This window comes from Algibacter pacificus, from assembly GCF_008033385.1.
In the GTDB taxonomy this organism is placed as follows: Bacteria; Bacteroidota; Bacteroidia; order Flavobacteriales; family Flavobacteriaceae; genus Algibacter; species Algibacter pacificus.
Genome location: NZ_VOGY01000004.1, coordinates 77,521 through 104,374, shown reverse-complemented (window position 1 = coordinate 104,374; position 26,854 = coordinate 77,521). Strand labels below are relative to the sequence as shown.

Here is a 26,854-nt window from a genome sequence, read left to right as displayed (position 1 = left end):
GCTATGAAATATATATATATAATTATTTTTCCACTACTAATGTTAGTAGTAACTTCTTGTGAAGATTATACTGATATTACGCCAAAAGGAGCGTTGGTTATCGAAAACGCTTCAGATTTTCATGAAATGGTATCCCTGCCCAACAGAGCATATCCGGTTAATAACTTTCAATATCTATCAGATGATCAATGGATGAGAGAATCTTATGTAATAGGGCAAACACCAAACATTGATATCATTAATTTTACTTTTGATGAAACTACAGATAGGGTGGCATTACTTAAAAATTCAAGCTTTTACAATCAAGCATATTCATATATCAATAGATGGAATACAATTATTTCTTTGGTTGATGATAGTGAAGGTGATGACCATACCAAACAATTAGCAAAAGCCGAAGCCAAAATTTACCGAGCCTTCGATCATTTTTTACTAGTAAACACCTACGCAAAAGCCTTTGACCCTGAAACCGCTGAGACAGATGGAGGAATTTGTATTATGGATAAATTTGATTTGGAAGCAAAACCTAAAAAATCAACTGTAGCAGAAGTTTATAATTTTATACAAAGAGATATTGAAGAAGCGCTGCCATACTTAGAAGAAGTTCCCCTAGATGTTTATCACCCGTCTTTAGCTTTTGCTTATGCCTTTAAAAGTAAGGTGCATTTGTTTAAAAGAGAGGTAGCAGAAGCAAAACAAGCTGCTGAAGAGTCTCTTAGTTATAACAATCAAATTTTTGATTTAGTAGCTTATAATGAACAGGGCGGGCCAAATGCGGTTTCCGTACCTGCAGAAGATAATGTAGAAGTATTAAGTTATATGTACATGTCTGGATATACCGAGATGAATTTTGCGTTCATTTCTATTATTAGTCCCGAATTAGTTAATCTTTTTGGAGATAACGATGCGCGTTTTAACTTGTTTTTTAATTCAACATCAACTTCATTTTTAGATCAAGGATCTAATACCGCATATTGGAATGTACGTTACAAAAAATACTTCAACCCCACGGTAGGCATGAAAACTACCGAAGTATATTTAATGCTTGCAGAATGTTATGCTAGAGAGAATAAATTGAGTGAGGCCATTGATATATTGAACACTTTAAGAGCCAAACGAATACTTTTAGAAACAACAGATTTGCAAGTGCCTTCAACTAGAAAGGAGACCATGGAACTTATTATAAACGAACGTAGAAAAGAGTTACTTTTTGGGTTTCATCGTTTTTTCGATCTTAAACGATTCAATAACGAACCCGAGTATGCTAAAACCATAACCCGTGTATTTCCTATTGTAAATCAAACCGTTCCGCAGGAAACCTACGTTTTAAAACCAGATTCTAGATTGTATATTATCCCATTTCCTTTGTCTGCGTTAACTAAAAACCCAAATCTTACTTTAAATACAAACGAAAAAGTACCATTTTAACTATGATCAACAAGCTAGTATATCTAATACTAATCCTGTTTATTTCAGGACAACAGTGTTTAACGGCTCAAACTAATCAAAACAAAAAGCCCGATAGTACACAACAAAAAGGTATTAAACCTTATAGTAAAATAATTAGTAACGATTCCTTGACCAAAGTGGGGTTGTTTTCTGTTAGTAAGGTGGACGAAAAATTATACTTTCAAATACCAGATAGTTTATTTAATCGGTATATGTTGGTCGTAACAAGGTATCTGTCAACCCCAGAAGGTATGGGGCGTTTTGGAGGAGAAAAAGCTAATGAACAAACTATTTATTTTGAAAAAGGGAATAATAACAATGTTTTTTTAAGAGCTTTGCACTACAAACAAGATGTACGCTCTGAAGATGCTATGCTAGCTAAAGCATTGGCTGGAAGTAACGAAAATCCAATAGTTGAATCCTTTCCAATAAAAACAATTAACCCAATAACAGGTAACACAGTTATTGAGGTAACCAATGCTTTTAAAAAGGATAATCCAGTGTTTTCATTATCAGACAAGGAGAAGACCGATCATAAATTATCATCGCAAGCAAACGATAGATCTTTTATTGAAGATATAAATGTTTATGCTATTAATGTTGAGGTTAAAACCATTAAAACTTTTAAAAAATCGTTATCTTCTGTAGGAAGTATTACGCTTAAATTGAATACTTCTATAGTGTTGTTACCAAAAATACCAATGCGTAAACGTTTTTTTGACGAGCGCGTTGGGTATTTTGCTAACAAATATGTTTTGTTTTCCGATGAACAGCAGCGAGCCGAATCAAAACAAATCGTTCAACGTTACCGTCTAGAACCAAAGGAAGAGGATATAGAAAAGTATCTTAAAGGCGAGCTAGTAGAGCCAAAAAAACAAATAGTTTATTATATAGATCCTGCGACACCAAAAAAATGGAGACCCTATTTAATAGCGGGAATCAATGATTGGCAGGTAGCTTTTGAAGCTGCGGGATTTAAAAACGCCATTATTGGAAAAGAATGGCCTGAAGACGATGCTACAATGAGTCTAGAAGATGCACGCTATTCGGTAGTTCGATATTACGCTTCTGAAACTCCAAATGCTTACGGACCAAGAATAAGCGATCCAAGGAGTGGAGAAATTATTGAAAGTCATGTGGGTTGGTATCACAATGTAATGAAACTCGTTCAACAATGGTATATGGTACAGGCTGGACCTATAGATCCTAGAGCAAGAAAAATGCATTTGGATGATGAGGTTATGGGACAACTAATTCGGTTTGTGTCTTCGCACGAAATTGGTCATACTATAGGTTTGCGCCATAATATGGGGGCTAGTATTGCAACACCTGTGGAAAAGCTTAGAGATAAGCAATGGGTTGAAGCTAATGGACATACCGTATCAATAATGGATTACGCACGTTTTAACTACGTGGCTCAACCTGAAGATAGTATTAGCCCTGTAGGCATATATCCTAGAATAGGAATTTATGATAAATGGGCCGTTAAATGGGGCTATAGCTTTTATCCAAACGCTAAAGATGAGTTTCAGGAAGAAGGCCTGTTATTAAAAATGACCACAGATTCTTTAACTAATAACCCTAAATTATGGTTTGGAGGTGAAGGAAAAGATAGAAACCCGCTAAGTCAGAGGGAAGACCTTGGCGACGATGCTGTATTGGCAAGTGATTATGGGATTAAAAACCTTAAGCGTGTTGCTGAGAATTTAATAAATTGGACCTACGAACCCAATGATGCATATAATAACCTGTCTGATATGCACAAAGTAGTAGTAAAACAATACCGAAGATATTTGTATCACGTTTTAAAATACATTGGAAACGATTACATTACAAAGAAAACAGTAGATCAAAGTGGTGCCGTATATCAGGGTATACCTAAAGAAAAAGTTAAAAAAGCCATTGATTACTTAGGAAGACAACTATTTGAGGCGCCTTTATGGATGTACCCAAAGGAAATTGATCAATTAATTTCTTTAAAAGCAAGTGAACAAATCTCCGAGGAACAAAATCAGGTTTTATTAATGCTGTTGAGCTCGGGTATGCTTTATAATTTAAGTCAGAAATCGATTCAATACGAAGATGCTTGCACGGTTCCAGAATTTTTAAATAATTTAAAAGAAACAGTATGGGTTAAATTTAAAGGTGATGAAAAATTTGATTTTTATCGACGAAGCCTTCAACGTAGCTATCTTGAAAAAATGGAAACTTTACTCATACCAACTCCTGGGAAATTATTAACTACAGCGCAGCGAAGTGATGTTGTTTTATATGGAAGAGAGCATTTGATAGAACTAAAAAAAACAGTTAATAGATTAATTAAAGGAGAAAAGGGTATCAACAAGTCTCATTTAGAGTTTATTTTAATAGAGATGGAAAAAATCAATAAAAAAATCAATAAAACAATATGAAAAATTTATTAATAGCTTTAGCTTTAGGTATATGCAGTTACTCACAAGCTCAATTATCCTCTAGTCAGGAAGTTTCTAAAGATTTGGTTGAAAAACGAGAAGTGCTTAAACGGGAAATTACAGATAATTATTTGAAAATAAAGGAAGATTTATTACAATCTGATAGTAAAGGAGCAATATCTCATGCTATAGAATTTAAAAATTCTATAGATCTGTTTAAATTCAAAAAGTTAACTTTAGACCAAATGAGTACGGCAACAAAAACACGAACAGAACTTATAGAATTAGCGTCTCAGTTAGCCGAAACTACAAACATAAATGATCAGCGTATATTTTTTGAAAGTCTTTCTGTAAAATTTTGGGAAATTGCCGAAAAACTAAAAGCCGATCATGTGGCACTGCATCAGCAAATATGCCCAATGACTGGCGTTACTTGGGTTAGCGATAGTAAAGAAATAAAAAATCCATACTACCCCAAAAACATGTTGACTTGTGGGAAAGTTAAGGCAACTATACAATAGTAAATGGCTTAGCAAAATGTTGTCAAGTAAATTATAAAAGTTGAATTAGTCTTTAAACCGGCGGCAGTTTGGTCGTCGGTTTTCTTTAGATATTACCGTAAATAGCTTTATGTTAAATTTTATAATGCGCTCTAAAAGCCTCCTACCATATTTTCTATTAAACAAAATTAATAGTTGTAAATTTTAGACCTTTCCAATTAATATGAACCAAGTATTATATAAAATAATGTCCTTATTAATGGCTTTTGTAGTGTTATTCTCTACAATGTCGTTCACCATTGATATGCATTATTGTGGAGATACTTTAGTAGAAACTGCTATGTTCCATAAAGCCAAAGGTTGCGGAATGGAAATGGAAAAACCTTCTACAGATGGTTGTTCAATAACCAAGAAAAGTTGTTGCGATGATGAGCAAATAGTTGTTAATGGACAAGACGAACTGCAATTACAAGCAGGTAAAATTTCATTCGAACAGCAGGTGGTCATTGCTTTATTTGTTTACACATATATTAATCTTTTTGAAAATCTAGATAAAAGCGTATCTTCTTTCAAAGATTATAAACCGCCACTCGTCGTCAGGCAAATCTTCAAGATTGACGAGACTTATTTAATTTGATTTTTAAACAATAGACTGTGTTACCCTATGGCTTTATGCCATAAGGATAATTTGCTGTACCCGGTGTTGTCATAACACCTTTGTCTAACTGTTTAATTATCAAAAAATATGCTTAATAAAGCAATCAAATTTCTTATCGAGAATAAACTCGTTTCAGTTTTAATACTAGTCCTATTTATAGGTTGGGGAACAATCAATGCTCCTTTCAATTGGGATACAGGATTTTTACCAAGTAACCCTGTTGCTGTAGATGCTATTCCAGATATAGGCGAAAATCAACAAATCGTTTTTACCAAATGGGAGGGGCGTTCACCTCAAGATATAGAAGATCAAATTACCTATCCATTAACCACTTCTTTATTGGGGATTCCTAGCGTAAAAACCATTCGGAGTTCTTCTATGTTTGGGGTTTCAAGTATCTATATTATTTTTGAAGAAGACATAGAATTTTACTGGAGTAGAAGTCGTATTCTCGAAAAACTCAATTCTTTACCAAGTAGTTTATTGCCCGAAGGTGTTAATCCCGCTTTGGGGCCAGACGCTACAGGATTAGGACAAATATTTTGGTACACTTTAGAAGGTCGTGACGAAAACGGTAACGTAACTGGTGGTTGGGATTTACACGAACTACGCAGCATTCAAGATTACTATGTAAAGTATGCTTTATCATCTGCAAGAGGTGTTTCGGAAGTGGCTTCTATTGGTGGTTATGTTCGGGAATATCAAGTAGATGTGAATCCAGAAGTAATGCGTCAATACAATATTGGGTTAAACCAAGTGGTAAAAGCAGTTAAGGAAAGTAATAAAGATATTGGTGCACAAACATTAGAAATCAATCAAGCCGAATATTTGGTTCGCGGATTGGGGTATGTAAAATCCATTTCAGACATCGAAAATGCAGTAGTCACTTCAGAAGATTATACATCTATACGAATTAAAGATATAGGTAAAGTGTCATTAGGTCCTGCAACAAGACGTGGTATTCTAGATAAAGAAGGAGCTGAAGTTGTGGGAGCCGTTGTAGTAGCACGTTATGGTGCAAACCCAATGGAAGTTATCAATAATGTTAAAGAGAAGATTAAAGAATTAAGTACTGGACTACCTTCAAAAGTATTAGCAGATGGAAGAACGTCTCAAGTAACCATAGTACCGTTTTATGATAGAACAGAACTGATACAAGAAACATTAGGTACACTCAATGAAGCCTTAACGCTGGAAATATTGATTACCATTTTAGTAATAATTATTATGGTGTTTAATCTTCGAGCTTCAGTACTAATTTCTGGACTATTGCCTGTTGCAGTTTTAATGGTTTTTATTGCTATGAAACTCTTTGGTGTAGATGCCAACATTGTCGCTTTATCAGGTATTGCTATTGCTATTGGTACTATGGTGGATGTTGGGGTCATACTATCAGAAAACATTATTCGTCATCTTGATGAAAATGATAATATCATTCCTACAGAGCGAGGAATGAGCAACGAGGAATTTCATAAAAAGTTACCCATAAACACAGTAGTCTATAACGCAACAGCAGAAGTATCTGGAGCCATTGTAACTGCAGTTATGACAACTATTATTAGTTTCATCCCTGTTTTTACAATGATTGGAGCAGAAGGAAAACTGTTTAGACCCCTAGCGTTCACAAAAACTTTTGCTTTAACAGCATCCATTATTGTAGCGTTGTTTTTAATTCCACCATTTGCAGCATATTTATTCAGAAAGAAAAGCGTTAAATCACACTTTAAATATATTTTAAATGGCGTTTTAATTCTATTAGGAATAGCTGCAATTATCTACGGATATTGGTTAGGATTAATATTAATAGCCTTTGGTGCGATTGCTTTGTTAAGTCTGATTTTAGAAAAAAACAAATTTCACTTTTCACCTTTCACCTTTCACTTTTCACTTTCAATAAATTTTATTAATATCATTATTTCGGCATCAGCAATAGTATTATTGTTAGCCGAATATTGGAGACCATTAGGTGCTGATAAAAGCATTTTTTGGAATCTCATTTTTGTAAGTGTTATATGTTTTGGTTTATTAGGTTTTTTCTCATTATTTATAAAATACTACACACGTATTTTAACGTGGTGTTTAGATCATAAATTATTGTTTTTATCTGTACCAACTGCTATTGTTATTGGAGGGTTTTTCATTATGAAGAATACAGACAAAGAGTTTATGCCATCATTAAATGAAGGTTCATTTTTACTAATGCCAACATCGATGCCTCATTCTGGTGTAGAAGAAAATAAAAGAGTTTTACAGCAATTGGATATGGCAGTAGCCAGTATTCCAGAAATTGAAACCGTAGTTGGTAAAGCAGGCAGAACGGCATCTGCTTTAGACCCGGCACCTTTATCAATGTATGAAAATATCATTCAGTACAAAACAGAGTATATGCTCAATGAGAACGGACAACGACAACGCTATAAAGTGAATGATGATGGTGAATTTATATTAAAAAACGGAAGGTCATTGCATGCAGAACATAAAGCGTGGCAATCTATTAACAGAAAGGAACAGCTCATTCCCGACAAGGATGGCAAATACTACCGCAATTGGCGACCAGAAATTCAATCACCAGACGATATTTGGAATGAAATTGTAAAGGTTACCAAACTTCCCGGTGTCACTTCTGCACCAAAGCTACAGCCTATTGAAACCCGATTAGTGATGCTTCAAACAGGCATGCGTGCACCAATGGGAATTAAAGTGAAAGGTCAAGATTTAAAGCAAATAGAAGCGTTTGGTGTCCAATTGGAAAACATTTTAAAACAAACTGAAGGAGTTAAAAAAGAAGCTGTTTTTGCAGATCGAATTGTAGGAAAACCATATTTACTTATTAATATTGATAGAGAGAAAATAGCACGTTATGGCCTAACTATAGAAGAAGTACAAAATGTATTAAAAGTAGCTGTTGGCGGAATGGTATTAACACAAACGGTTGAAGGTCGGGAACGCTATGGTGTTCGTGTGCGGTATCCAAGAGAATTACGTTCAAATCCAACGGATTTACAACAGATTTATATACCTGTGGGAAAAGGAAGTTCTGTGCCTTTAAGCGAACTAGCAACTATAGGATACGAACAAGGGCCACAAGTTATTAAAAGTGAAGACACCTTTTTGGTAGGCTATGTATTGTTTGATAAATTAGATGATTTTGCAGAAGTAAGCGTTGTTGAAAATGCGCAAGCACTAATCCTAGAAAAGATAGATTCTGGTGAGTTGATAGTTCCGAAAGGAATCAACTATGCATTCACAGGAACTTACGAAAATCAGTTACGTGCAGAAAAAACCTTATCGGTTGTTGTTCCGTTAGCATTGGCAATTATTTTTTTAATTCTGTATTTCCAATTTCGTTCGGTAGCAACCTCTCTAATGGTATTTATAGGTATTGCAGTAGCTTTTGCAGGAGGGTTTGTAATGATATGGCTTTATGGTCAAGATTGGTTTTTTAACTTCAATGTCTTTGGTGAAAATATGCGAGGCTTATTCCAAATGCACCCTATTAATTTAAGTGTAGCAGTTTGGGTTGGGTTTATTGCGCTTTTTGGCATTGCAACCGATGATGGGGTAGTTATGGCAACTTATTTAACGCAAACATTCGATAGAAATACACCAGATAATAAAAAAGAAATTAGAGCATCCATAGTAGAAGCAGGAGAAAAACGTATCAGACCCTGTTTAATGACTACAGCTACAACCATTTTAGCATTATTACCAATATTAACATCAACAGGCAGAGGAAGCGATATAATGATTCCTATGGCTATACCAAGTTTTGGAGGAATGCTTATTGCTTTAATCACTTTGTTTGTTGTACCAGTTTTGTTTAGCTGGAAAGCAGAGTTTTTTTTAATAAGAAAAGAGAAAAAAAGAGAATAGATTTTAGACTAAAAAAGAATCACAATGAAAAACTATATTAATCAAATCATACTAAAACCAGGCTTTGTTCTTTGTTCTATTTTCTTTTCTTTTCAAGGAAGTGCTCAACAATTAGAAACCTTAATTAATGAGGCCGTAGCGAACAATCCAGAAATTCAAAAGTTCGAGCTACAATACAAAAGGGCTTCGGAAAAAGTAAACGAAGTTAATACCATTCCAAATACCGAGTTTGGTTTAGGCTATTTTGTGAGTGAGCCTGAAACACGAACAGGTGCACAACGTTTTAAAGTATCGGCTAAACAAATGTTACCGTGGTTTGGTACAATTACTTCACGAGAAAATTATATGGGTTCATTAGCTAATGTAAAATATGAAGACATTGTTATCGCAAAGCTAAAATTAATGGCTTCGGTATCACAGAGTTATTACAATCTATATGCTAACAAAGCCAAACAAGAGGTGCTAAACGGAAATATAAAATTATTAGAAACCTACGAAACATTGGCATTAACATCGGTTGAGGTTGCTAAAGCCTCCGCAGTAGATGTGTTGCGATTACAAATGCGACAGAACGAGTTACATCAATTAAAAGCGGTATTAAAACAACAATTTTTAGCAGAACAAACTAAATTTAATAACCTATTGAATAGGGAAAATGATGTTGCGGTCAATGTGGTCGATAGTTTAATGATACCTTCAGAAGATTTTGAAATCACTACTAAAAATTTAGCTTTACACCCAGAATTACTAAAATACGATAAACGCTATCAATCCATAGAACAATCAGAATTATTGAATCAAAAAGAAAGCAGTCCTATAATTGGTTTCGGTTTAGATTATATCAATATTGTTGAAAGACCAAATATGGAATTCGGCGATAATGGAAAGGATATAGTAATGCCAATAGTTTCCGTATCTATCCCAATTTTTAATAAGAAATATAAGTCGAAAACCAAGCAGAATGCGTTGCAACAGCAAGAAATTACAGCTCAAAAAAAGGAACGTTTAAATTCATTAAAAACACTTTTAGACAAGGCAATTAATGCGCGTATTTCAGCAAGAATAAGTTATGCTACCCAAACCAAAAACCTAAAGCGAGCCAAAGATGCAGAAGGTATTTTATTAAAAAGTTACGAAACAGGTACCATTAATTTTAATGATGTTTTGGATATTCAAGAATTGCAACTAAAATTTCAAATGAACCAAATAGAATCTATAAAGAGTTATTATGTTCAAACAATAATAATAAATTATTTAAGCAATTAAACTATGAAAAAATATATAATTTATACTGGAATATTAACTGTGGGGCTTCTATTAGGCAGGCTACTCTTTAGTAATTCATCAAAAGAAGAAACAAGTCATCACCACGATGAAGTAGAGGTGACCAAAAAAATGTGGACCTGTTCTATGCATCCACAAATTATGCAACCAGAACCAGGCGATTGCCCTATTTGTGGAATGGATTTAATTCCTGCAGAAAGCGGAAGCGATGGTTTGTTGGCAGATCAATTTAAGTTATCAGAAAATGCAATGGCTTTAGCTAATATCCAAACAACTATTGTGGGTAAAGGCAATGCAGAAGGCAACACCATAAAACTATCTGGTAAAATTACTGAAAACGAAGAAGCTAATGCCGTTCAGGTCAGTTACTTTTCAGGTAGAATTGAACGTTTGAATATTAGTTTCACAGGAGAAGAAGTGCGTAAGGGACAATTATTAGCAACTATTTATTCACCCGAATTGTATGCAGCACAACAAGAACTCATTATAGCAGCTTCATTAAAAGAATCGCAACCTGCTTTATACAAAGCAGTACGCAATAAATTAAAACTTTGGAAACTCTCTGAAAATCAAATTAATCAGATTGAAGAAACCGGTAAAGTCAAAGAAAACATTCCTGTGTATGCAACCATTTCAGGAACTGTTACCGAAAAATTGGTGGAACAAGGCGATTACATCAAACAAGGTCAGCCTTTATTAAAACTAGCCAATCTCAGTACAGTTTGGGGAAACTTTGATGTTTATGAAAACCAGATTGATCGCTTTAAAAAAGGGCAGCAAGTTATGATAACAAGCAATGCTTATCCTAATAAAGAGTTTAAAGGTAAAGTCGATTTTATAGATCCTGTTTTAAACACTAAAACAAGAACCGTAACCCTGCGTGTTGTTTTAAGTAATGAAGATGATGTATTTAAACCTGGAATGTTTGTAACCGCAAATGTTGAAGGTGCTTCAGCAAACAACAATGACGCATTAACAATTCCTAAATCTGCTGTGTTATGGACAGGAGAGCGTTCTGTAGTATACCTTAAAACAAGTCCAGACCAACCCGTTTTTGAAATGCGTGAAATTAAATTAGGCAATCAAATGGGTAATGAATATGAAGTTTTAGAAGGAATATTTGCTGGGAATGAAATAGTAACTAACGGAACATTTACGGTTGATGCCGCAGCACAATTACAAGGAAAAAAATCTATGATGAATAAAGGAAGTGCTAAAGTATTGACTGGACACGAAGGTCATTTAGGCATGGATAACCATTCACTTAACAAAGAAGAGAACCACACTAATATGAATAAGCGTTTGGATGTATCAGCGAAATTTCAACAACAGTTAAATAGTGTTTACAATGCGTATATCAATTTAAAAAATGCATTAGTAAGCGAAGATTCAAAAAATACTTCAGCAAGCGCCTCAACTTTACTAAACAATTTAACCAAAGTAGATATGAAATTGTTATCAAATAATAAGGCGCATAACCATTGGATGTCATTAGAAGGCGACATAAAATCTTCTGCAACTTCAATTTCTGAAACGCACGATATAAAATCACAAAGAGATCATTTCAAGCATTTGTCATCACGCCTAATTAATGCTGTTCAACTATTTGGTGTCAATCAAAAGGCCTATGTAGAATTTTGCCCTATGGCAGATAACAATAAAGGTGCATATTGGTTGAGTAAAGAGGAAAAAGTAATCAATCCATATTTTGGCAGTGCCATGCTAACCTGTGGTGAAGTAAAACAAGTAATAGAATAATAACAATTAAATTTTTAAAAATGAAGAGACTAATTTTAAGTATTGCTGTAATAGCAGCATTAGGTGTAACAAGTTGTAAAAACGAAACCAAAAAAGAAACAGAAACCACAACTACAGAAGGGGTAAAAGAGATGGCAATGACACAGCTGTCTTTTGGGGTTAGAGGTAATTGCGGAATGTGCAAGAGTACTATCGAAAAAGCAGTTAATCGTGTTGATGGTGTTGTAACTGCGAATTGGGATGTCGATAAAAAGAAAATTGATGTGACCTTTGATGATTCAAAAACTGATGCACTGGCAATTCATAAAGCAATCGCAGCTTCAGGTTACGATACAGAAAAGGTAGCAGGTGATGAAGAAGCATATGATGGTTTACCTGGGTGTTGCAAATACGACCACGGAATGGTAATGAATCAATCTATTGAAACAAAAGACGTTAATCATTAAAATCAGGGGACAATAACTCAAAAATCAAAGAGTCTTTTTGGGAAGGCTCTTTTTTATTCTCCACAACTCAAACTCAGTTTTTCACTTGTCTTGGCTCAAACTATTTTGGTAGGGCTTTCCGGTGCGCAAGGAAAGGAAATTGATGTAAAAACATAGATTACAAAATTATTATTAACAGTTTGTAGTCTATAAATAATTAAATCTGGGTGTTTTTTTATTAGAAATTTCATGAAAAATAGTGATCAATTTTATAAAGTTCAATATTGAGTGGTGCACGAAATATAAAGTTGCCTTTTTTTATCGAATTTTCATTCGTGCGTTGCTTGTAACTAACAAAGCATAAGATTACTTTTGCGCCATGCAATTATCCAACTACACTAAAGAATTTAAATACAATTGGCAATTAGCCGCACCTGTAATGCTCGGTATGCTTGGCCATACTTTTGTGAGCTTTATGGATAATGTTATGGTTGGGCAATTAGGAACCGCCGAACTTGCTGCGGTGTCGCTTGGTAATAGTTTTATGTTTATTGCTATGTCGCTGGGTATTGGGTTTTCAACGGCCATAACGCCATTAATTGCAGAAGCCGATGCCGAGAAAAACTTTATAAAAGGAAAATCGGCGTTTAAACACGGTTTGTTTTTATGCACAGTTTTAGGGATTTTGTTGTTTTTGTTAGTGTTTTTCGCAAAACCATTAATGTATTTAATGCAGCAGCCTGTTGAGGTTGTAGAATTGGCTATTCCATATTTAGATTTAGTGGCGTTTTCACTTATTCCTCTAATTGTTTTTCAAGGATTTAAACAGTTTAGCGACGGGTTATCCTTAACTAAATTTCCCATGTATGCTACCATTTTAGGTAACGTGATTAATGTTGTTTTGAATTATTTGCTAATCTTCGGGAAATTCGGTTTTCCAGAAATGGGTATAATTGGTGCGGCTTATGGTACCTTAGTTTCTAGATTTGTAATGGTGTGGTATCTCTGGTTTTTATTAAAAGGAAAAAAGAAATCTAAGCGCTTTGTTACAAATATTAAGTTTTTTGTACTGGATAAATTAATGCTTAAAAAAATCATCAATTTAGGAACACCAAGTGCTATGCAGATGCTTTTCGAAGTTGGTATTTTTACATCGGCAGTTTGGCTAAGTGGTTTATTAGGTAAAAATCCGCAGGCCGCAAATCAAATTGCTTTAAACTTATCGTCTATGACCTTTATGGTTGCCATGGGGTTAAGCGTAGCTTGTATGATACGTGTTGGAAACCAGAAAGGGTTAAAAAACTATATCGATTTAAGACGAATTGCATTTTCTATCTTTTTATTAGGTGTTATTATTGCGTTTGGTTTTGCCTTGATGTTTTTTGTATTACACGATTATTTACCAAGATTATATGTGGATTTAGATGATCTTAAAAATTTAGCCGATAATTCGGAAGTAATAAGTATCGCTTCTAAGTTAATGGTTGCAGCAGCTATTTTCCAAATAAGCGATAGTATTCAAGTCGTGTTTTTAGGGGCTTTAAGAGGATTACAAGATGTAAAAATCCCGATGATTTTAGTTTTTATAGCCTATTGGATTGTGGGATTCCCAATTAGTTGGTTTTTTGGAAAAGAAGAAGCTTACGGAAGTTTTGGAATTTGGCTTGGCTTATTAGCCGGTTTAACAACTGCTTCTATTTTATTGTTTTTAAGGTTCAATTATTTATCAAAAAGGTTAATTTTGTCCAACAAGTAACAACAGAACATAACATGACACTACCAAAATTTATATTAGGCGATAATACGGAATATCCGAATGCTATTTTTGTAATTCATACCGAATTTCCTAGGTTTATTATTAACCTTGAAGATGATGAGGTAGAATGGTTTGAGGATTTTGATGCTGAAGACCAAGCCGAATTAGAAATGGAAACTGAAAATGCCATTAAAGAAGCGACTGCTTTTTATGATGCAGAAATTGCTAAATACGACGAATAATTGAGGTAGAAATAGTAAAACCCTAACCGTCGTGGTAACGCCAAAATAAATTATAATGATAGATCAACTTTTACATTACGATACTGAATTATTTGTTTTCTTAAACAATTTAGGGTCTGAGACCTGGGATGGATTATGGTTAACGATTACCGATAAGCTCACTTTTATTCCCTTATATGCCGTGTTGTTATATTTATTGTATAAGAAATTTGGACTAAAATCGATGTTGGTTTTTGTTATTGTTATCGCATTAATGGTTACGTTTACAGATCAAATTACCAATGTGTTTAAACGAGGATTTCAACGTCCGAGACCTTGTGGAGCGGAAGATTTAGTAGATCGTGTGCGCTTTATAGCAGTGCGTTGTGGTAAGTATGGTTTCTTTTCTGGGCATGCCTCTAATACTATGGGAGCAGCTGTTTTTGCAGGCTTAACGTTAAAACCTTTTTATAAAAATTTAATTTATTTTATGGTTTTTTGGAGTTTGGTGGTTGCCTTTAGTCGCATTTATGTTGGCGTGCATTATCCGTTAGATATTTTGTGTGGCTTAACTTTTGGAGCCTTTTCTGGGTTTATTTTCTACAAACAGGCAAAATACTTATTGAAACGGTTTGTTAAAACCGAGTAAATAATTGGCTACGTACATGCCGAGGATTTCAAGTACGTTTAAATTTATTTTAGCGGAACAGAAATTTTAATCACATCCCAAGCCATAGTTAAAAATAGATTATCCGTAGAATTATCAAAAGCAATGGTGAATTGTTCAACCGGTTTGTTTAAATTCTGTACAGGAACTTCTATGTTTAATGCATCGTAATTAGGATCCCACATAGGTTTCATTTCAGAATCGACACCCCAAGAGTATTGTTTCGAGTTAAAAATTACGGTCCAAACCGAATCTTTTGGAACGGTCCATAAGGTGTATTTTCCTGCGGGTAAAGGCATGCCGGCTACTTCAAGTGCTTTGTTGGTTTCAAAAGTAGTGGCCTCATTTGCTCCAGTTCTCCAAACTTGATTGTAAGGAACCAAACCTCCAAAAATTTTTCTATTCTTTTTAAATGGACGATTGTAAAACACTTTTAGTTCTAAATCGTTTAATTCGAATTTAACGGTGTCTTTAGGGCTTAAGCGCTTCGCGAAAATGTTTTCAACAAAAGTGGAATATAAAAATAAACCTAAAGCAATAGCAAAAAGGATAAGTATTAAACGTTTCAAAAAGTTGTTCATTTAAAGAGTAATTAATTACAGTATCAAAGATACTTTAAAAGTAATAATTACAAACGTACATTTATTTGGTTTTGGTATATTTTATAAAATATTTAATACTTTTTGTTAACTTGAATTTATTATATAAAAAAAGCGCCTTAAAAAAAGACGCTTAAATAATGAAATTTATTTTTTTAAAATTGATAACGAACCCCTAGGGCAATATCGAAAAGAGTATTATCTGTAAAATCGTTACTTCCAAATTCTGGACGAAAATCAAGAGATAGTTGTAGAGGGAAATCAAAAGCATATTCTAAACCTATATCTCCAGCTATAAAAATACCAGTGTTATTGGTGCCTTTTAGTCCATTTTTTCCAGAAAAAGAAGTTAGTCCTCCACCAGCACCAACGTACCAGTTAAGCGCCTCGTCTATAGGCATAACCCATTGGTATAAACCTGTAATTTTAAAGGCATTGTAGCTATCGTTGTTTCGCCACCCTAAATCACCTTCAATTCTGTTGCTATCACTTAAAGCATGTTGGTATGAAATTTCAGCGCCTAAACCATCGCTACTTCCAAAACGTAAACCTAATGCGTGATCGGCAATGTCTTGTGCATTGGATACAAAGGTAAAACCTAATATAGTAATGGATAATAAAAATAATTTTTTCATAGTTTAATGTATTTCATGTTTATGTTAAAGAAATGTTTTAATAGACTTTAAATTTGGAATAGGCAAAAATAACGCCAAAAATGTATTTATATTTATAGAATGAACTATTTTTTATGTACAAATCTTTAATTGCTTTAAAATCAGTGTTATCGGGTCAATTACTTTTCGATAATTTAATAAAATCTATTTACGCTACCGACGCATCGGTTTATAGAATGTTACCCTTGGCGGTGGCTTACCCAAAAAACCGAGCAGATATTATCCACTTAATTAATTACGCTAAGATTAACAAAGTGTCTTTAATCCCGCGAACGGCGGGTACATCGCTGGCAGGGCAATGTGTAGGTAAAGGCATTGTGGTGGATGTTTCTAAATATTTTACTGAAATTTTAGATTTTGACGAAAAAGCACAAACTATTACCGTACAACCTGGGGTAGTGCGCGATGCTTTAAATAATTACTTAAAACCGTTCGGACTTTTTTTTGGTCCTAACACGTCTACCTCAAATCGGTGTATGATTGGTGGTATGGTTGGTAATAATTCCTCCGGAACGACCTCGATTCAATATGGAGTAACACGCGATAAGGTTTTGGAAATGCACACCATTTTAAGTGATGGTAGCGAAGCTGTTTTTGGAGAATTATCTTCGGAAGATTTTCTGAAGAAAACAAAAGCATCCTCTTTAGAAGGCCGAATTTATAAAACACTTTATGAGGAGTTGGCATCAGATACGGTTCAAAATGAAATAAAAACAAACTTTCCAAAACCAGAAATTCACCGAAGAAATACAGGATATGCTATTGATGAATTGATAAAATCCGATGTGTTCTCCAATAGTTTAGAGCCTTTTAATATGTGTAAACTTTTGTCGGGAAGTGAAGGAACTTTGGCTTTTACAACTCAAATAACCTTAAAACTCGATAAGTTACCACCAAAGGAATCTATTATGGTTGCGGCGCATTTTACCAGTATTGAAAATTGCTTAAATGCGGTGGAATTAACCATGCAACACAATTTGTACACCTGCGAAATGATGGATAAAACCATTTTAGATTGTACAAAACAGAATAAAACACAAGAGGAAAATAGACAATTTATTGTGGGCGATCCCAAAGCTATTTTGATGTGTGAGATAAAAGCGGATACTTTAGCTGATGCTGAAATATTAGCAAGTCATTTAGTTGAAGCCATTGCTGAAACGGGATTAAGTTATGCATTGCCCTTATTAAAAGGCGATGAAATAGATAAAGCCAACCAGTTGCGAAGTGCCGGTTTAGGGTTGCTTGGAAATATTATTGGCGATAAAAAATCGGCAGCCTGTATTGAAGATACCGCAGTAGCTTTACCCGATTTGGCTAATTATATTTCCGAATTTTCAGCCTTAATGAAAGGGTATAAGCAAGAGGCTATTTATTATGCGCATGCTGGGGCAGGTGAATTGCATTTACGGCCTATTTTGAATTTAAAGACAAGTGAGGATGTGCTGTTATTTAGAAAAATAACCACCGATGTTGCCCATTTAGTAAAAAAATATAAGGGGTCTATGAGTGGCGAACATGGCGATGGTATTGTTCGAGCCGAGTTTATTCCTTTAATGATTGGTGAAAATAATTACCAATTAATAAAGCGTGTAAAATCACTTTTTGATCCCAATAATATTTTTAATGAAGGTAAAATTGTGGATGCTTTTCCTATGGATAAAGCGTTGCGCTATGAAGTAGATCGGGTAGAGCCTGAAATAAAAACAATGCTCGATTTTTCGGAATCGCAAGGCATTTTGCGTGCCGCCGAAAAATGTAATGGATCGGGCGATTGCCGGAAACTTCCAGAGTTTGGAGGCACTATGTGCCCAAGTTACCGTGCCACAAGAAATGAAAAAGATACCACTAGAGCGCGAGCGAATGCCTTGCGTGAATTTTTAACAAATTCAGATAAAAAAAATAAGTTCAATCATGAAGAACTCAAATCGGTTTTCGATTTATGCTTAAGCTGTAAAGCCTGCTCCAGCGAATGCCCTAGTAGTGTAGATGTGGCGAGTTTAAAAGCGGAGTTTTTGTATCAGTATCAAAAAGAAAATGGCACATCATTACGGACCAAGTTATTTGCTTTTAATAATAAATTGAATGGTTATGGAAGCGTGTTTCCTGGGCTTACAAATTTTGTATTTTCTAATAGATTGACATCGTCACTACTTAAAAAATCTTTTGGAGTGGCTAAAGAACGGAACTTGCCTTTAATTTCACGAAAAAGTTTAAATAAAGTTTATACAGATTTTAAAGAACAATTAGTAGAAGAAAATTATATTAAAAAAATCTACCTGTTTAATGATGAATTTACCAATCATTTAGATACCGAAATAGGTGAAGATGCCATCGCCCTTTTAACAGCGTTAAATTATAAGGTTGAGATGGTTAAAAGTGCAGAATCTGGACGAACGTTTTTATCAAAAGGTTTTTTGGAACAAGCCAAATCGGTGGCTAATAAAAATGTAGCTATTTATAAAAATATCATTATCAATGAGACGCCTTTAGTGGGCATTGAACCTTCGGCGATTTTAACGTTTAAAGATGAATATTTAAAATTAGCAGACGATAAATCTTCCGCGAAAGCGATAGCAAAACACACGTTTTTAATAGAGGAATTTCTTCAAAAAGAAATAGAATTGGGGCATATCACCGCAGCACAATTTACATTAGAATCAAAAGTGATTAAGTTTCATGGGCATTGCCACCAAAAAGCACAGAGCAATCAGCTATCTAGTTTTTCTGTATTGAATCTTCCTAAAAATTATAAAGTTACTATTATTCCAAGTGGTTGCTGCGGTATGGCAGGAAGTTTTGGTTACGAGGAAGAACATTATGAGGTGAGTATGAATATTGGAAATCAAACCTTATTTCCTGCGGTTTTAAAAGCACCCGAAAGCACGATAATAGCGGCAAACGGCACCAGTTGCAGACATCAAATAAAGGATGGAACAAAACGTAGGGCGAAACACCCCGTTAGTATTTTACGAGAAGCTTTACTTTAACAGTTTAGAAATAAGGATGCTTTTGAAGCCGAACTATTTAATACGTTTAGCTTGTGTGGTGAAGGATAAACCCTGTTGCCCGACGGTAGAATTCATGATACCTTCAAAAAGCGGTTCTGGGCAATTTATAGGAGTTTTCCATTCGAAAATAAAATTAGAACCCGTGCCGCCCGTGTTGTCTATTTCGTCGATAATAATTTCGCAGGTTTCCATAGGCGCCAAGAAAATAGGATGACCTTTAAAATAAGAGCGTACTAACTTCCCGTGGGTGTCAAAATATTTGGCTTTTAGTATGTAAATTGTGTCGGTGTCGCTCGTGTTTCTTAAACTTACCATAGACGTTAAGTTATGGGTTTTATGTTCCGACATGCTGTAAATTTGCGAATAAATCGATAGGTACGATTTTCCGTATTCTAGCGAGTCGTTTGCATTAAGTTTTGCTTCGCGTTTAGTCCAGTTTTCAGTGTTTATAGAGCTGATTTCCTTTGTTCTATCGCAGCTAAAAACACTTATGAAACTTATCAATAAGATTAGATATTTGCTTTTAATTACTAGTTGTTTTGCCGACATATAAAAGGGTGTTTTAATAAGTGTTTAAAATAAACTTTTTTTCTTGAAAGAAGGTGTTTGGTTTATTATTTTTTATTGAAAAAATGAAAATTTATTTGTTTTAAAATTCAGAAAATAATTTAACTCATTAAGGTGAAAAGATACTCGTAGATAATTCCGATAAGTACCGCTAAACCAAAGCTTAATAAGGTGCCAATAAGAATGTATTCTGTAAGTTTACGATCTTTTGCTTTTGATAAATCACTAAAACGAAGCACCGATTTTGCAGCTATTAAAAAGCCAATGCCTTCCCAATGGTGCGAGATAATTAAAACAAAAACAAAAAGGCGTTCGAGAATGCCGATAAAAGCGCCAGCATTTTGTAAAGATAGGTTGCTGTTATCTTCTTTAAAGTACCATTTTGAAATTACAATTTTCATAATAATAGTTGACACCACGGTAACGCCTAAGATAGAAGTAATTAAGAGTAAGAATTTGGGGTTATATAACGAGTTGATGTTTAAAGCATAGGGTTTATAAATACTCACTACAATGGCGATAATTATGAAATGGGCCAATTGGTCTAATCCAAATAATAATCTGGCGTTCGATTTTGTGTTTAGTTTGAGTTTGATAAGGTCGATAATGTAATGTGATACTACTATAATGAGAAACCCAAGTCCGTATTTAAAATTGAATTGTAAAACAATGAGTAACGCAGCAAAATGCACCAATACATGAAAGTACAAGTATTTAGACTTGTGTTTGTAGGTTTCTTTATGAGTTACCCATTTTTGTGGTTGTAAAAGGAAATCTCCTATAAAATGAGCGAGTATCAGTTTTATGAAAAGTATAATCATAGCATGTTTACTTGAGCGTTGTAATGGTGTAATAATTTTGAAATCTCGTCGAAACCACCGCGTTTTAGGCCTTTGCTAATGTTGCTTTGCGTCGTTTCAAAGTGATTAGCGAGTTCTACTTGAGTGAATTCGGGGTGTTCTAAAGCTGTTTTTATAAGTTTGGCAGAGGTTGGTGTCCAATTATTTATGGTCAATAAAGCTAATTCAAACATCAGATTAATTTGTGTGTCGAAAGCATTAAAAGGTGTTTTTATAGCAAGTGTTGTTTTCTTTAAAGCATCAAAACATTCGCCAGAATTTATAAAAGCAGTACCGTTAGATTCTGTTATTTTATGGGATGAATATGTTTTTTCTCCAAGTCCTATAGCAATTCTAACATCCATATTTTTGAATTGTTTTATACTCGATTTTATTAAAATAGCAGCTTTTAATGCCGCTTCTGGTTTTGTTTCTAATTGAAAACTATCCCCTCTAAAAATGTCCCATTGCGTAGGTTGGCTTCCGTATTGGGTTAACACGGCTTTTAGCGTATTTAGCCATTTTTTTGGTTCGCTAGATTTCGAGTTTATAATATCTCCGGTTATTATACTAATCATTGTAATTTTATACTGCTTTATCAAATGTATTACTTTTCTTCTTTATAACAAAATATATTCCTTTAAAATAGAATATTTAATTTTATTCCTTTAAAAGGTAATATTTAAAAATATTTATCTATTAGGTTATAATTTGAAAGATATGTGCGTTATCCATTATATTAAGAGCTTTAATTTTGAAAGTGCAGAAAATTAAAATTTCAAACTAATATATTTGTAAATAATACAAATGAGATATGAAGTTATTTAAAGAATTTAAAGAGTTTGCCGTAAAAGGTAATATGATGGATATGGCAGTCGGGATTATTATAGGTGCTGCCTTTAATAAAGTTATCGATGTTTTGGCAAAAAAAGTCATTTTACCGCCATTAACCTTATTAACTAGTGGTGTTAATTTTCAAGATCAACGCCTAATACTCAAAGAAGCAGTTTTAGATCCTTCGGGAAAAATAATAACCGATCAAGTCGCTATTGGATATGGTGCTTTAGGCGAGGCTTTATTCGATTTTTTAATTATAGGTTTTACTATTTTTATTGTGGTAAAATTTATGAATAGATTACGTAATAAAGCACAAGATTCTGAGGATAAAACAGTAACAACGCCTAAAGATATCGAGCTTTTAACAAAGCTGACCAATTTAATGGAAGAGCAAAATAAATTATTAAAATCTAAGTAGAATTATGGCGAAAACAGGACGCGATAAAAATACCAAAAATAAGGCTAAACATTCTAGATTAATGGAGCAAAAGAAGAATAAGAAAAAAGCCGAAGTAGCTTTAAGAAAACAGAGGTTAAAAGCTATTATTAAACGGTCTAAAGAAGAAAAGAGCTAATTTATACCGTCTTCTTTTTCAAAAACAAATGCATTACGTTCATTATATTTCACGTTTTCTTTTATAAGAATATCGATAGGTAAAAACGTTTTAGGGTTTGGTATTTTATTTTGAGTTAAATAATCGGTTAGCATTCGAACCGATTCATAACCTTGGTCGAAAGGTTTTTGAGAAATTAAAAAAGCTACCGAATCGTTTAATAAACAAGCAATGTTTTGTGGGGTATTATCAAACCCAATTAATTCTAGATTTTTTAGTGTTTTGGCTTCAATACAATCGACAATAATATAAATTCGACTCGAAGGAACAAAAATGCCTTTAATTTCAGGGTTGTCTATTAAATAGCTGTTTATTTTTTCTTTTGTTTCCAAAGAATTATCTAAGCTATCAAGTTTTAGGGTTTGTGTTTTAGAGGCTATGTTGTTTTTTAAAAAATAATCATTAAACCCTTTAATTCTATTAGAAACCGCGTTGTTTTTAGTAATGTTATGGCGGGCTTGAATAATTAAAAAAGGCCCCGTTTGGTTTTTAGAATGAATTAATTTGCCTGCAATATATCCAGCAGTGTATGAATCTTGCCCAACAAAAGCCATATTATTAAATCCATCAATATCAATATTCAAAAATAAATAAGGAATATTTTTGCTTTCTAAAAGTGATACAATTTGTTTTGTTTCTTTAGAAAAATTGGGAACCATAATCACGGCAGTTGGTTTCGATTTTAACAGGGTTTTAAAACTTTCAAAATAGGAGTGTGGGTCGCATTGATTAAAAGAAAAATGATTGACTAGTATGCCTGATGTTTTTACATCGTTTGCAGCTTTTAAAACGCCTAAATAAGGCGATTTCCAAAAAATATCGTCAGCGTTGTGTGTAGGCATTAAGGTGGCAATTACATACTTGTTTTTCATGGCCAATGCACTAGCAATAGGGTTTACACTAAAATTATGACGTTCGAGAATAGTCCTTATTTTTGCTTCTGTTTTTTTAGATACTCCACCGCGGTTGTGAATAACACGATCTACTGTGCCTTCCGAAACTTGGGCTTCTTTAGCAATATCTTTTATAGTAATCATTAATTAAATTTAAGTTTATGTGAAGCATTCTAGCTATTAAGATCAAGCAATTTAGTAATAATTATTTAGTTTTTGTGTGCGCACACTATTTTTTTTCGTTATATTTGTGTGTGCGTACACGAAAGCGCAAAAATAAAGAAAAAATCAACAATCAAAACTTATGAGTAAAGTAATTGTTTTAACAGGAGCAGGAGGCGTTATTTGTGGCGCATTAGCAAAAGCATTAGCAAAAGAAGGCCATAAAATAGCCGTTCTCGATTTGCGTAAAGAAGCCGCAGATATTATTGCTAAAGAAATTATTGATAACGGAGGGATAGCAGTAGGTGTTGCAGCCAACGTTTTGGAAAAAGAATCTTTAGAAGCTGCCAAGAGCGAAGTACATGCTAAACTAGGAGCTTGCGATATTTTAATAAATGGAGCTGGAGGAAACCATCCTTTAGGAACAACCTCTAACCCACATTTTTCTGAAGCCGATTTAGAAAATAAAACAGAAGGTTTTAAGTCTTTTTTCGATTTAGATCCAACAGGAATTAAATTTGTATTCGATTTAAATTTTCTAGGAACCTTATTACCAACTCAAGTTTTTGCCAAAGATATGGTAGGTAAAGAAGGCTGTAGTATTTTAAATATTTCATCTATGAATGCCTTTACACCATTAACAAAAATACCTGCATATAGTGGAGCCAAAGCAGCGGTATCTAACTTTACGCAATGGTTAGCTGTTCACTTTTCTAAAGTGGGCATTCGTGTAAATGCCCTAGCACCCGGTTTCTTTTTAACCGATCAAAATAGAAGTTTACTTACCGAAAGCGATGGTAGTTTAACCCCTCGTGGTAATCAAATTATAGAACAAACGCCAATGGGGAAATTTGGTGAGCCAGAAGATTTAGTTGGTACAACGTTGTGGTTATGTGGTGAAGGTGCATCATTTGTAACAGGGGTTGTTATTCCTATTGATGGTGGATTTAGTGCTTATAGTGGTGTTTAAAATAAAACAACAAGCAGCGGAGACTTTAAAAATCTAGTTGTTTAAAAAAATATAAAATTATGGAACAAACATGGCGTTGGTACGGACCAAATGATCCCGTATCTTTAACCGATATTAAACAAGCAGGAGCAACAGGAATTGTTTCGGCATTACATCACATTCCAAATGGACAAGTTTGGACAGTAGATGAAATTGAAAAAAGAAAATCTATCATTGAAAAAACGGGGTTAACTTGGAGTGTTGTAGAAAGTATTCCTGTACACGAAACCATTAAAACACGAACAGGGAATTTTCAAGAATATATTGAAAATTATAAAACCAGTATTAAAAACTTAGCTAGTTGTGGGATACATATTGTATGTTACAATTTTATGCCTGTGTTAGATTGGACACGTACAGATTTAGCCTTTGAAGTAGAAGATGGTTCTAAAGCCCTTCGTTTTGATGTAGTTGCTTTTGCAGCTTTCGAATTGTTTTTATTAAAGCGTCCAGGTGCAGAACAAGATTATTCTTCAGAATTACAAGCCGAAGCTAAAGTTTACGCCGATAAACTTTCCGAAGAAGAAAAAACACAATTAATTAATAATATTATTGCAGGATTGCCAGGTGCTGAAGAAGGGTATACCCTAGAGCAATTTCAAACCATATTGGATACTTATGCCGATATTGATGCGCAAAAATTAAGAGAAAATTTAGCTGCATTTTTAAAAGAAATTATTCCTGTAGCTTCACAAAACGAGGTGCTAATGTGTATTCATCCAGATGATCCGCCTTATCCAATTTTAGGATTGCCAAGAGTGGTGAGTACCGAGGAAGATTATGCTTATTTATTTGAACAAGTGCCAGATAGAGCTAATGGAATTACTTTTTGCACGGGATCTTTAGGCGTGCGTGCCGATAATAATTTGGTGCAAATATTCGAGCGTTTTGCCGATCGAGTTCATTTTTTACACTTTAGAAGTACCCAACGTGATGCGAAAGGGAATTTTTATGAAGCAAACCATTTAGAAGGCGATGTGGATATGTATAGCGTAGTAAAAGCGGTTGTTTTAGAAGAAAGACGCCGGAAAGCTGCGGGTATGAAAGATGCCTTAATTCCAGTACGACCAGATCACGGACATCAAATGTTAGACGATTTACATAAGAAAACAAATCCGGGGTATTCTGGAATTGGAAGATTACGTGGTTTGGCTGAGTTGAGAGGTTTAGAGTTTGGTATATCTAAAAGTATATAATTATGAGTACAATAAATTCAAAAAATTTAATAACAGATCATTTTTTATTGAATTCTGAAGTTGCTGAAACCTTATATCATCAGTACGCTAAAGATTTACCTATAATAGATTATCACAATCATTTATCAGCTAAACAAATTGCCGAAAATAAACCTGTAAAAAATATAACAGAAGTTTGGTTAAAAGGCGATCATTATAAATGGCGAGGTATGCGAGCTAATGGTATTCAAGAATTTAATATCACTGGAGCAGCATCTTCAAAAGATAAATTTTTGAGCTGGGCAGAAACCGTGCCTTATACTTTAAGAAACCCTTTGTTTCATTGGACGCAACTAGAGTTAAAACGTTATTTTGATATCGATGATATTCTGCAACCTAGTACGGCAGAAGCTATTTATGAAAAAGCAAATAGCATTTTAGAGCACAAAACACCGGCACAGCTTTTAGAAGATATGAAAGTGGAGGTGGTTTGTACAACTGATGATCCTGCCGATGATTTAATATATCACAAAGAAATTTCAGAGCGCGGTTTTTATACTAAAGTATTGCCAACATTTAGATCCGATAATTTATTTTGGATAGGTAAACCAAGCTTTTCTAATTATTTAATTCGTTTAGGAAATGCATCAGAAATTACAATTGATTCTTTTGATAGTTTCTTAAAAGCTATAGACCAACGTATAGTTTATTTTGATAGTTTAGGTTGTCGTTTATCAGATTTTGGATTGGGCGAATATCTAGAAATAGTAGATTATACTTATGAAGATGTAGCCTTTATTTTTAATAAAAAATTAAAAGGAGAAACACTATTTCCAAATGAAATAACAGTATATCGCTCATTTTTATTTGTGTATTTAGGAAAAAAATATCACGAATTTGATTGGGCGCAACAATATCATTTAGGGTCACTTCGAAATAATAATACCAGATTAGAAGCCCAAATTGGGTTAGATGCAGGGTGCGATTCTATTGGCGATTTTCCTGCAGCAGAATTTATGTCGGCTTTATTTAAGACCTTAGAGTCTACAAATCAATTAGCAAAAACTATTACCTATAATTTAAATCCGTCGCAAAATGAAGTATTTGCCACCATGATGGGGAATTTTCAAAGTGCCGATACTCCAGGAAAAATGCAATGGGGATCAGGTTGGTGGTTCTTAGACCAAAAAGATGGTATGGAAAAACAACTCAATACACTCTCAAACATGGGGCTATTAAGTCGTTTTGTGGGTATGCTAACCGATAGTAGAAGTTTTTTATCTTTTCCAAGACATGAATATTTTAGACGAATTTTATGCGATTTAATGGCAGAAGATGTTAAAAAAGGATTAATTCCAAATGATTTAGAATTTATAGGAAAAATAATTCAAAACATTTGTTATTTTAACGCTGTTAATTATTTTAACTTTAAAAAATAGACTAAAAACCACTAAACTAAATAGGAATGATGA

The 26,854-nt window shown here is 33.9% G+C and carries 22 protein-coding genes and 1 pseudogene; 17 read left to right on the top strand and 6 right to left on the bottom strand.

The window, feature by feature from the left end; translation table 11 throughout:
• Nucleotides 1–3: 3 nt before the first annotated feature.
• The 11 genes from FQU21_RS07600 (at nucleotide 4) to FQU21_RS07550 (ending at nucleotide 14,984) form a co-directional block, all read left to right on the top strand.
• On the top strand, nucleotides 4–1,428 hold the full coding sequence (locus FQU21_RS07600; protein ID WP_147677406.1) for a RagB/SusD family nutrient uptake outer membrane protein: 1,425 nt from the start codon (nucleotides 4–6) through the stop codon (nucleotides 1,426–1,428).
• A 2-nt stretch (nucleotides 1,429–1,430) separates the two neighbouring features.
• Nucleotides 1,431–3,860 (top strand): zinc-dependent metalloprotease, encoded by a 2,430-nt coding sequence (locus FQU21_RS07595; protein ID WP_147677405.1) that lies wholly within the window; start codon nucleotides 1,431–1,433, stop codon nucleotides 3,858–3,860.
• A complete protein-coding gene (locus FQU21_RS07590; RefSeq protein ID WP_147677404.1) occupies nucleotides 3,857–4,381 on the top strand; it encodes a DUF3347 domain-containing protein in 525 nt (174 codons plus the stop codon). Before FQU21_RS07595 ends, FQU21_RS07590 begins: the two co-directional genes overlap by 4 nt.
• A 202-nt stretch (nucleotides 4,382–4,583) precedes the next feature.
• Nucleotides 4,584–4,997 (top strand): HYC_CC_PP family protein, encoded by a 414-nt coding sequence (locus FQU21_RS07585; protein WP_147677403.1) that lies wholly within the window; start codon nucleotides 4,584–4,586, stop codon nucleotides 4,995–4,997.
• Between the two features lie 108 nt (nucleotides 4,998–5,105).
• Nucleotides 5,106–8,891: an efflux RND transporter permease subunit gene (locus FQU21_RS07580; RefSeq protein ID WP_147677402.1), complete on the top strand. Its 3,786-nt coding sequence runs from the start codon at nucleotides 5,106–5,108 to the stop codon at nucleotides 8,889–8,891.
• 24 nt (nucleotides 8,892–8,915) lie between these two features.
• Nucleotides 8,916–10,157, top strand: coding sequence for a TolC family protein (locus FQU21_RS07575; protein WP_147677401.1), 1,242 nt, complete (start codon nucleotides 8,916–8,918; stop codon nucleotides 10,155–10,157).
• Nucleotides 10,158–10,160: 3 nt separating this feature from the next.
• Nucleotides 10,161–11,933 carry an efflux RND transporter periplasmic adaptor subunit gene (locus tag FQU21_RS07570; RefSeq protein WP_147677400.1) on the top strand — a complete coding sequence of 591 codons (1,773 nt, stop codon included), beginning with the start codon at nucleotides 10,161–10,163 and terminating at the stop codon, nucleotides 11,931–11,933.
• Nucleotides 11,934–11,953: 20 nt separating this feature from the next.
• Entirely contained in the window at nucleotides 11,954–12,379 is a 426-nt protein-coding gene (locus FQU21_RS07565) for a heavy-metal-associated domain-containing protein (protein ID WP_147677399.1), read from the top strand.
• A 358-nt stretch (nucleotides 12,380–12,737) separates the two neighbouring features.
• Nucleotides 12,738–14,114 (top strand): MATE family efflux transporter, encoded by a 1,377-nt coding sequence (locus FQU21_RS07560; RefSeq protein WP_147677398.1) that lies wholly within the window; start codon nucleotides 12,738–12,740, stop codon nucleotides 14,112–14,114.
• 14 nt (nucleotides 14,115–14,128) lie between these two features.
• The gene (locus FQU21_RS07555) at nucleotides 14,129–14,356 is read left to right on the top strand and encodes a hypothetical protein (protein WP_147677397.1); all 228 of its coding nucleotides are present in this window, start codon (nucleotides 14,129–14,131) and stop codon (nucleotides 14,354–14,356) included.
• 55 nt (nucleotides 14,357–14,411) lie between these two features.
• Nucleotides 14,412–14,984 (top strand): phosphatase PAP2 family protein, encoded by a 573-nt coding sequence (locus tag FQU21_RS07550; RefSeq protein WP_147677396.1) that lies wholly within the window; start codon nucleotides 14,412–14,414, stop codon nucleotides 14,982–14,984.
• A 44-nt stretch (nucleotides 14,985–15,028) separates the two neighbouring features.
• Here FQU21_RS07550 and FQU21_RS07545 read toward each other — a convergent pair whose 3' ends face one another.
• Entirely contained in the window at nucleotides 15,029–15,571 is a 543-nt protein-coding gene (locus FQU21_RS07545) for a DUF2911 domain-containing protein (protein WP_317130648.1), read from the bottom strand.
• A 185-nt stretch (nucleotides 15,572–15,756) separates the two neighbouring features.
• Nucleotides 15,757–16,236 carry an outer membrane beta-barrel protein gene (locus FQU21_RS07540; protein ID WP_147677394.1) on the bottom strand — a complete coding sequence of 160 codons (480 nt, stop codon included), beginning with the start codon at nucleotides 16,234–16,236 and terminating at the stop codon, nucleotides 15,757–15,759.
• 113 nt (nucleotides 16,237–16,349) lie between these two features.
• Here FQU21_RS07540 and FQU21_RS07535 point away from each other — a divergent pair, with 113 nt between their 5' ends.
• Nucleotides 16,350–19,265 (top strand): FAD-binding and (Fe-S)-binding domain-containing protein, encoded by a 2,916-nt coding sequence (locus FQU21_RS07535; RefSeq protein ID WP_147677393.1) that lies wholly within the window; start codon nucleotides 16,350–16,352, stop codon nucleotides 19,263–19,265.
• Between the two features lie 33 nt (nucleotides 19,266–19,298).
• Here FQU21_RS07535 and FQU21_RS07530 read toward each other — a convergent pair whose 3' ends face one another.
• The 3 genes from FQU21_RS07530 to FQU21_RS07520 form a co-directional block, all read right to left on the bottom strand.
• Nucleotides 19,299–19,835, bottom strand: coding sequence for a DUF3124 domain-containing protein (locus tag FQU21_RS07530; protein WP_147677392.1), 537 nt, complete (start codon nucleotides 19,833–19,835; stop codon nucleotides 19,299–19,301).
• A 119-nt stretch (nucleotides 19,836–19,954) separates the two neighbouring features.
• Nucleotides 19,955–20,674 carry a DUF3307 domain-containing protein gene (locus FQU21_RS07525; RefSeq protein WP_147677391.1) on the bottom strand — a complete coding sequence of 240 codons (720 nt, stop codon included), beginning with the start codon at nucleotides 20,672–20,674 and terminating at the stop codon, nucleotides 19,955–19,957.
• A complete protein-coding gene (locus tag FQU21_RS07520) occupies nucleotides 20,671–21,270 on the bottom strand; it encodes a SatD family protein (protein ID WP_147677390.1) in 600 nt (199 codons plus the stop codon). The genes FQU21_RS07525 and FQU21_RS07520 overlap by 4 nt, the downstream gene beginning before the upstream one ends.
• Nucleotides 21,271–21,506: 236 nt before the next feature.
• On the opposite strand from FQU21_RS07520, the gene mscL reads away from it, so the two are divergent.
• Entirely contained in the window at nucleotides 21,507–21,947 is a 441-nt protein-coding gene (gene mscL, locus FQU21_RS07515) for a large conductance mechanosensitive channel protein MscL (protein ID WP_147677389.1), read from the top strand.
• Between the two features lie 4 nt (nucleotides 21,948–21,951).
• Complete coding sequence (locus FQU21_RS17420; RefSeq protein ID WP_187269346.1) at nucleotides 21,952–22,104, top strand: hypothetical protein; 153 nt, start codon at nucleotides 21,952–21,954, stop codon at nucleotides 22,102–22,104.
• Here FQU21_RS17420 and FQU21_RS07510 read toward each other — a convergent pair.
• Nucleotides 22,101–23,180 (bottom strand): substrate-binding domain-containing protein, encoded by a 1,080-nt coding sequence (locus FQU21_RS07510; RefSeq protein ID WP_147677388.1) that lies wholly within the window; start codon nucleotides 23,178–23,180, stop codon nucleotides 22,101–22,103. The genes FQU21_RS17420 and FQU21_RS07510 overlap by 4 nt on opposite strands.
• A 157-nt stretch (nucleotides 23,181–23,337) precedes the next feature.
• Here FQU21_RS07510 and FQU21_RS07505 point away from each other — a divergent pair.
• The 3 genes and pseudogenes from FQU21_RS07505 to uxaC form a co-directional block, all read left to right on the top strand.
• Nucleotides 23,338–24,168 (top strand): annotated as a pseudogene (locus FQU21_RS07505) (SDR family oxidoreductase); the annotation flags it as partial.
• A 59-nt stretch (nucleotides 24,169–24,227) separates the two neighbouring features.
• Nucleotides 24,228–25,403: a mannonate dehydratase gene (uxuA, locus tag FQU21_RS07500; RefSeq protein WP_147677386.1), complete on the top strand. Its 1,176-nt coding sequence runs from the start codon at nucleotides 24,228–24,230 to the stop codon at nucleotides 25,401–25,403.
• A gap of 2 nt (nucleotides 25,404–25,405) precedes the next feature.
• Nucleotides 25,406–26,821 (top strand): glucuronate isomerase, encoded by a 1,416-nt coding sequence (uxaC, locus tag FQU21_RS07495; protein ID WP_187269345.1) that lies wholly within the window; start codon nucleotides 25,406–25,408, stop codon nucleotides 26,819–26,821.
• The last annotated feature ends 33 nt before the right edge of the window (nucleotides 26,822–26,854 follow it).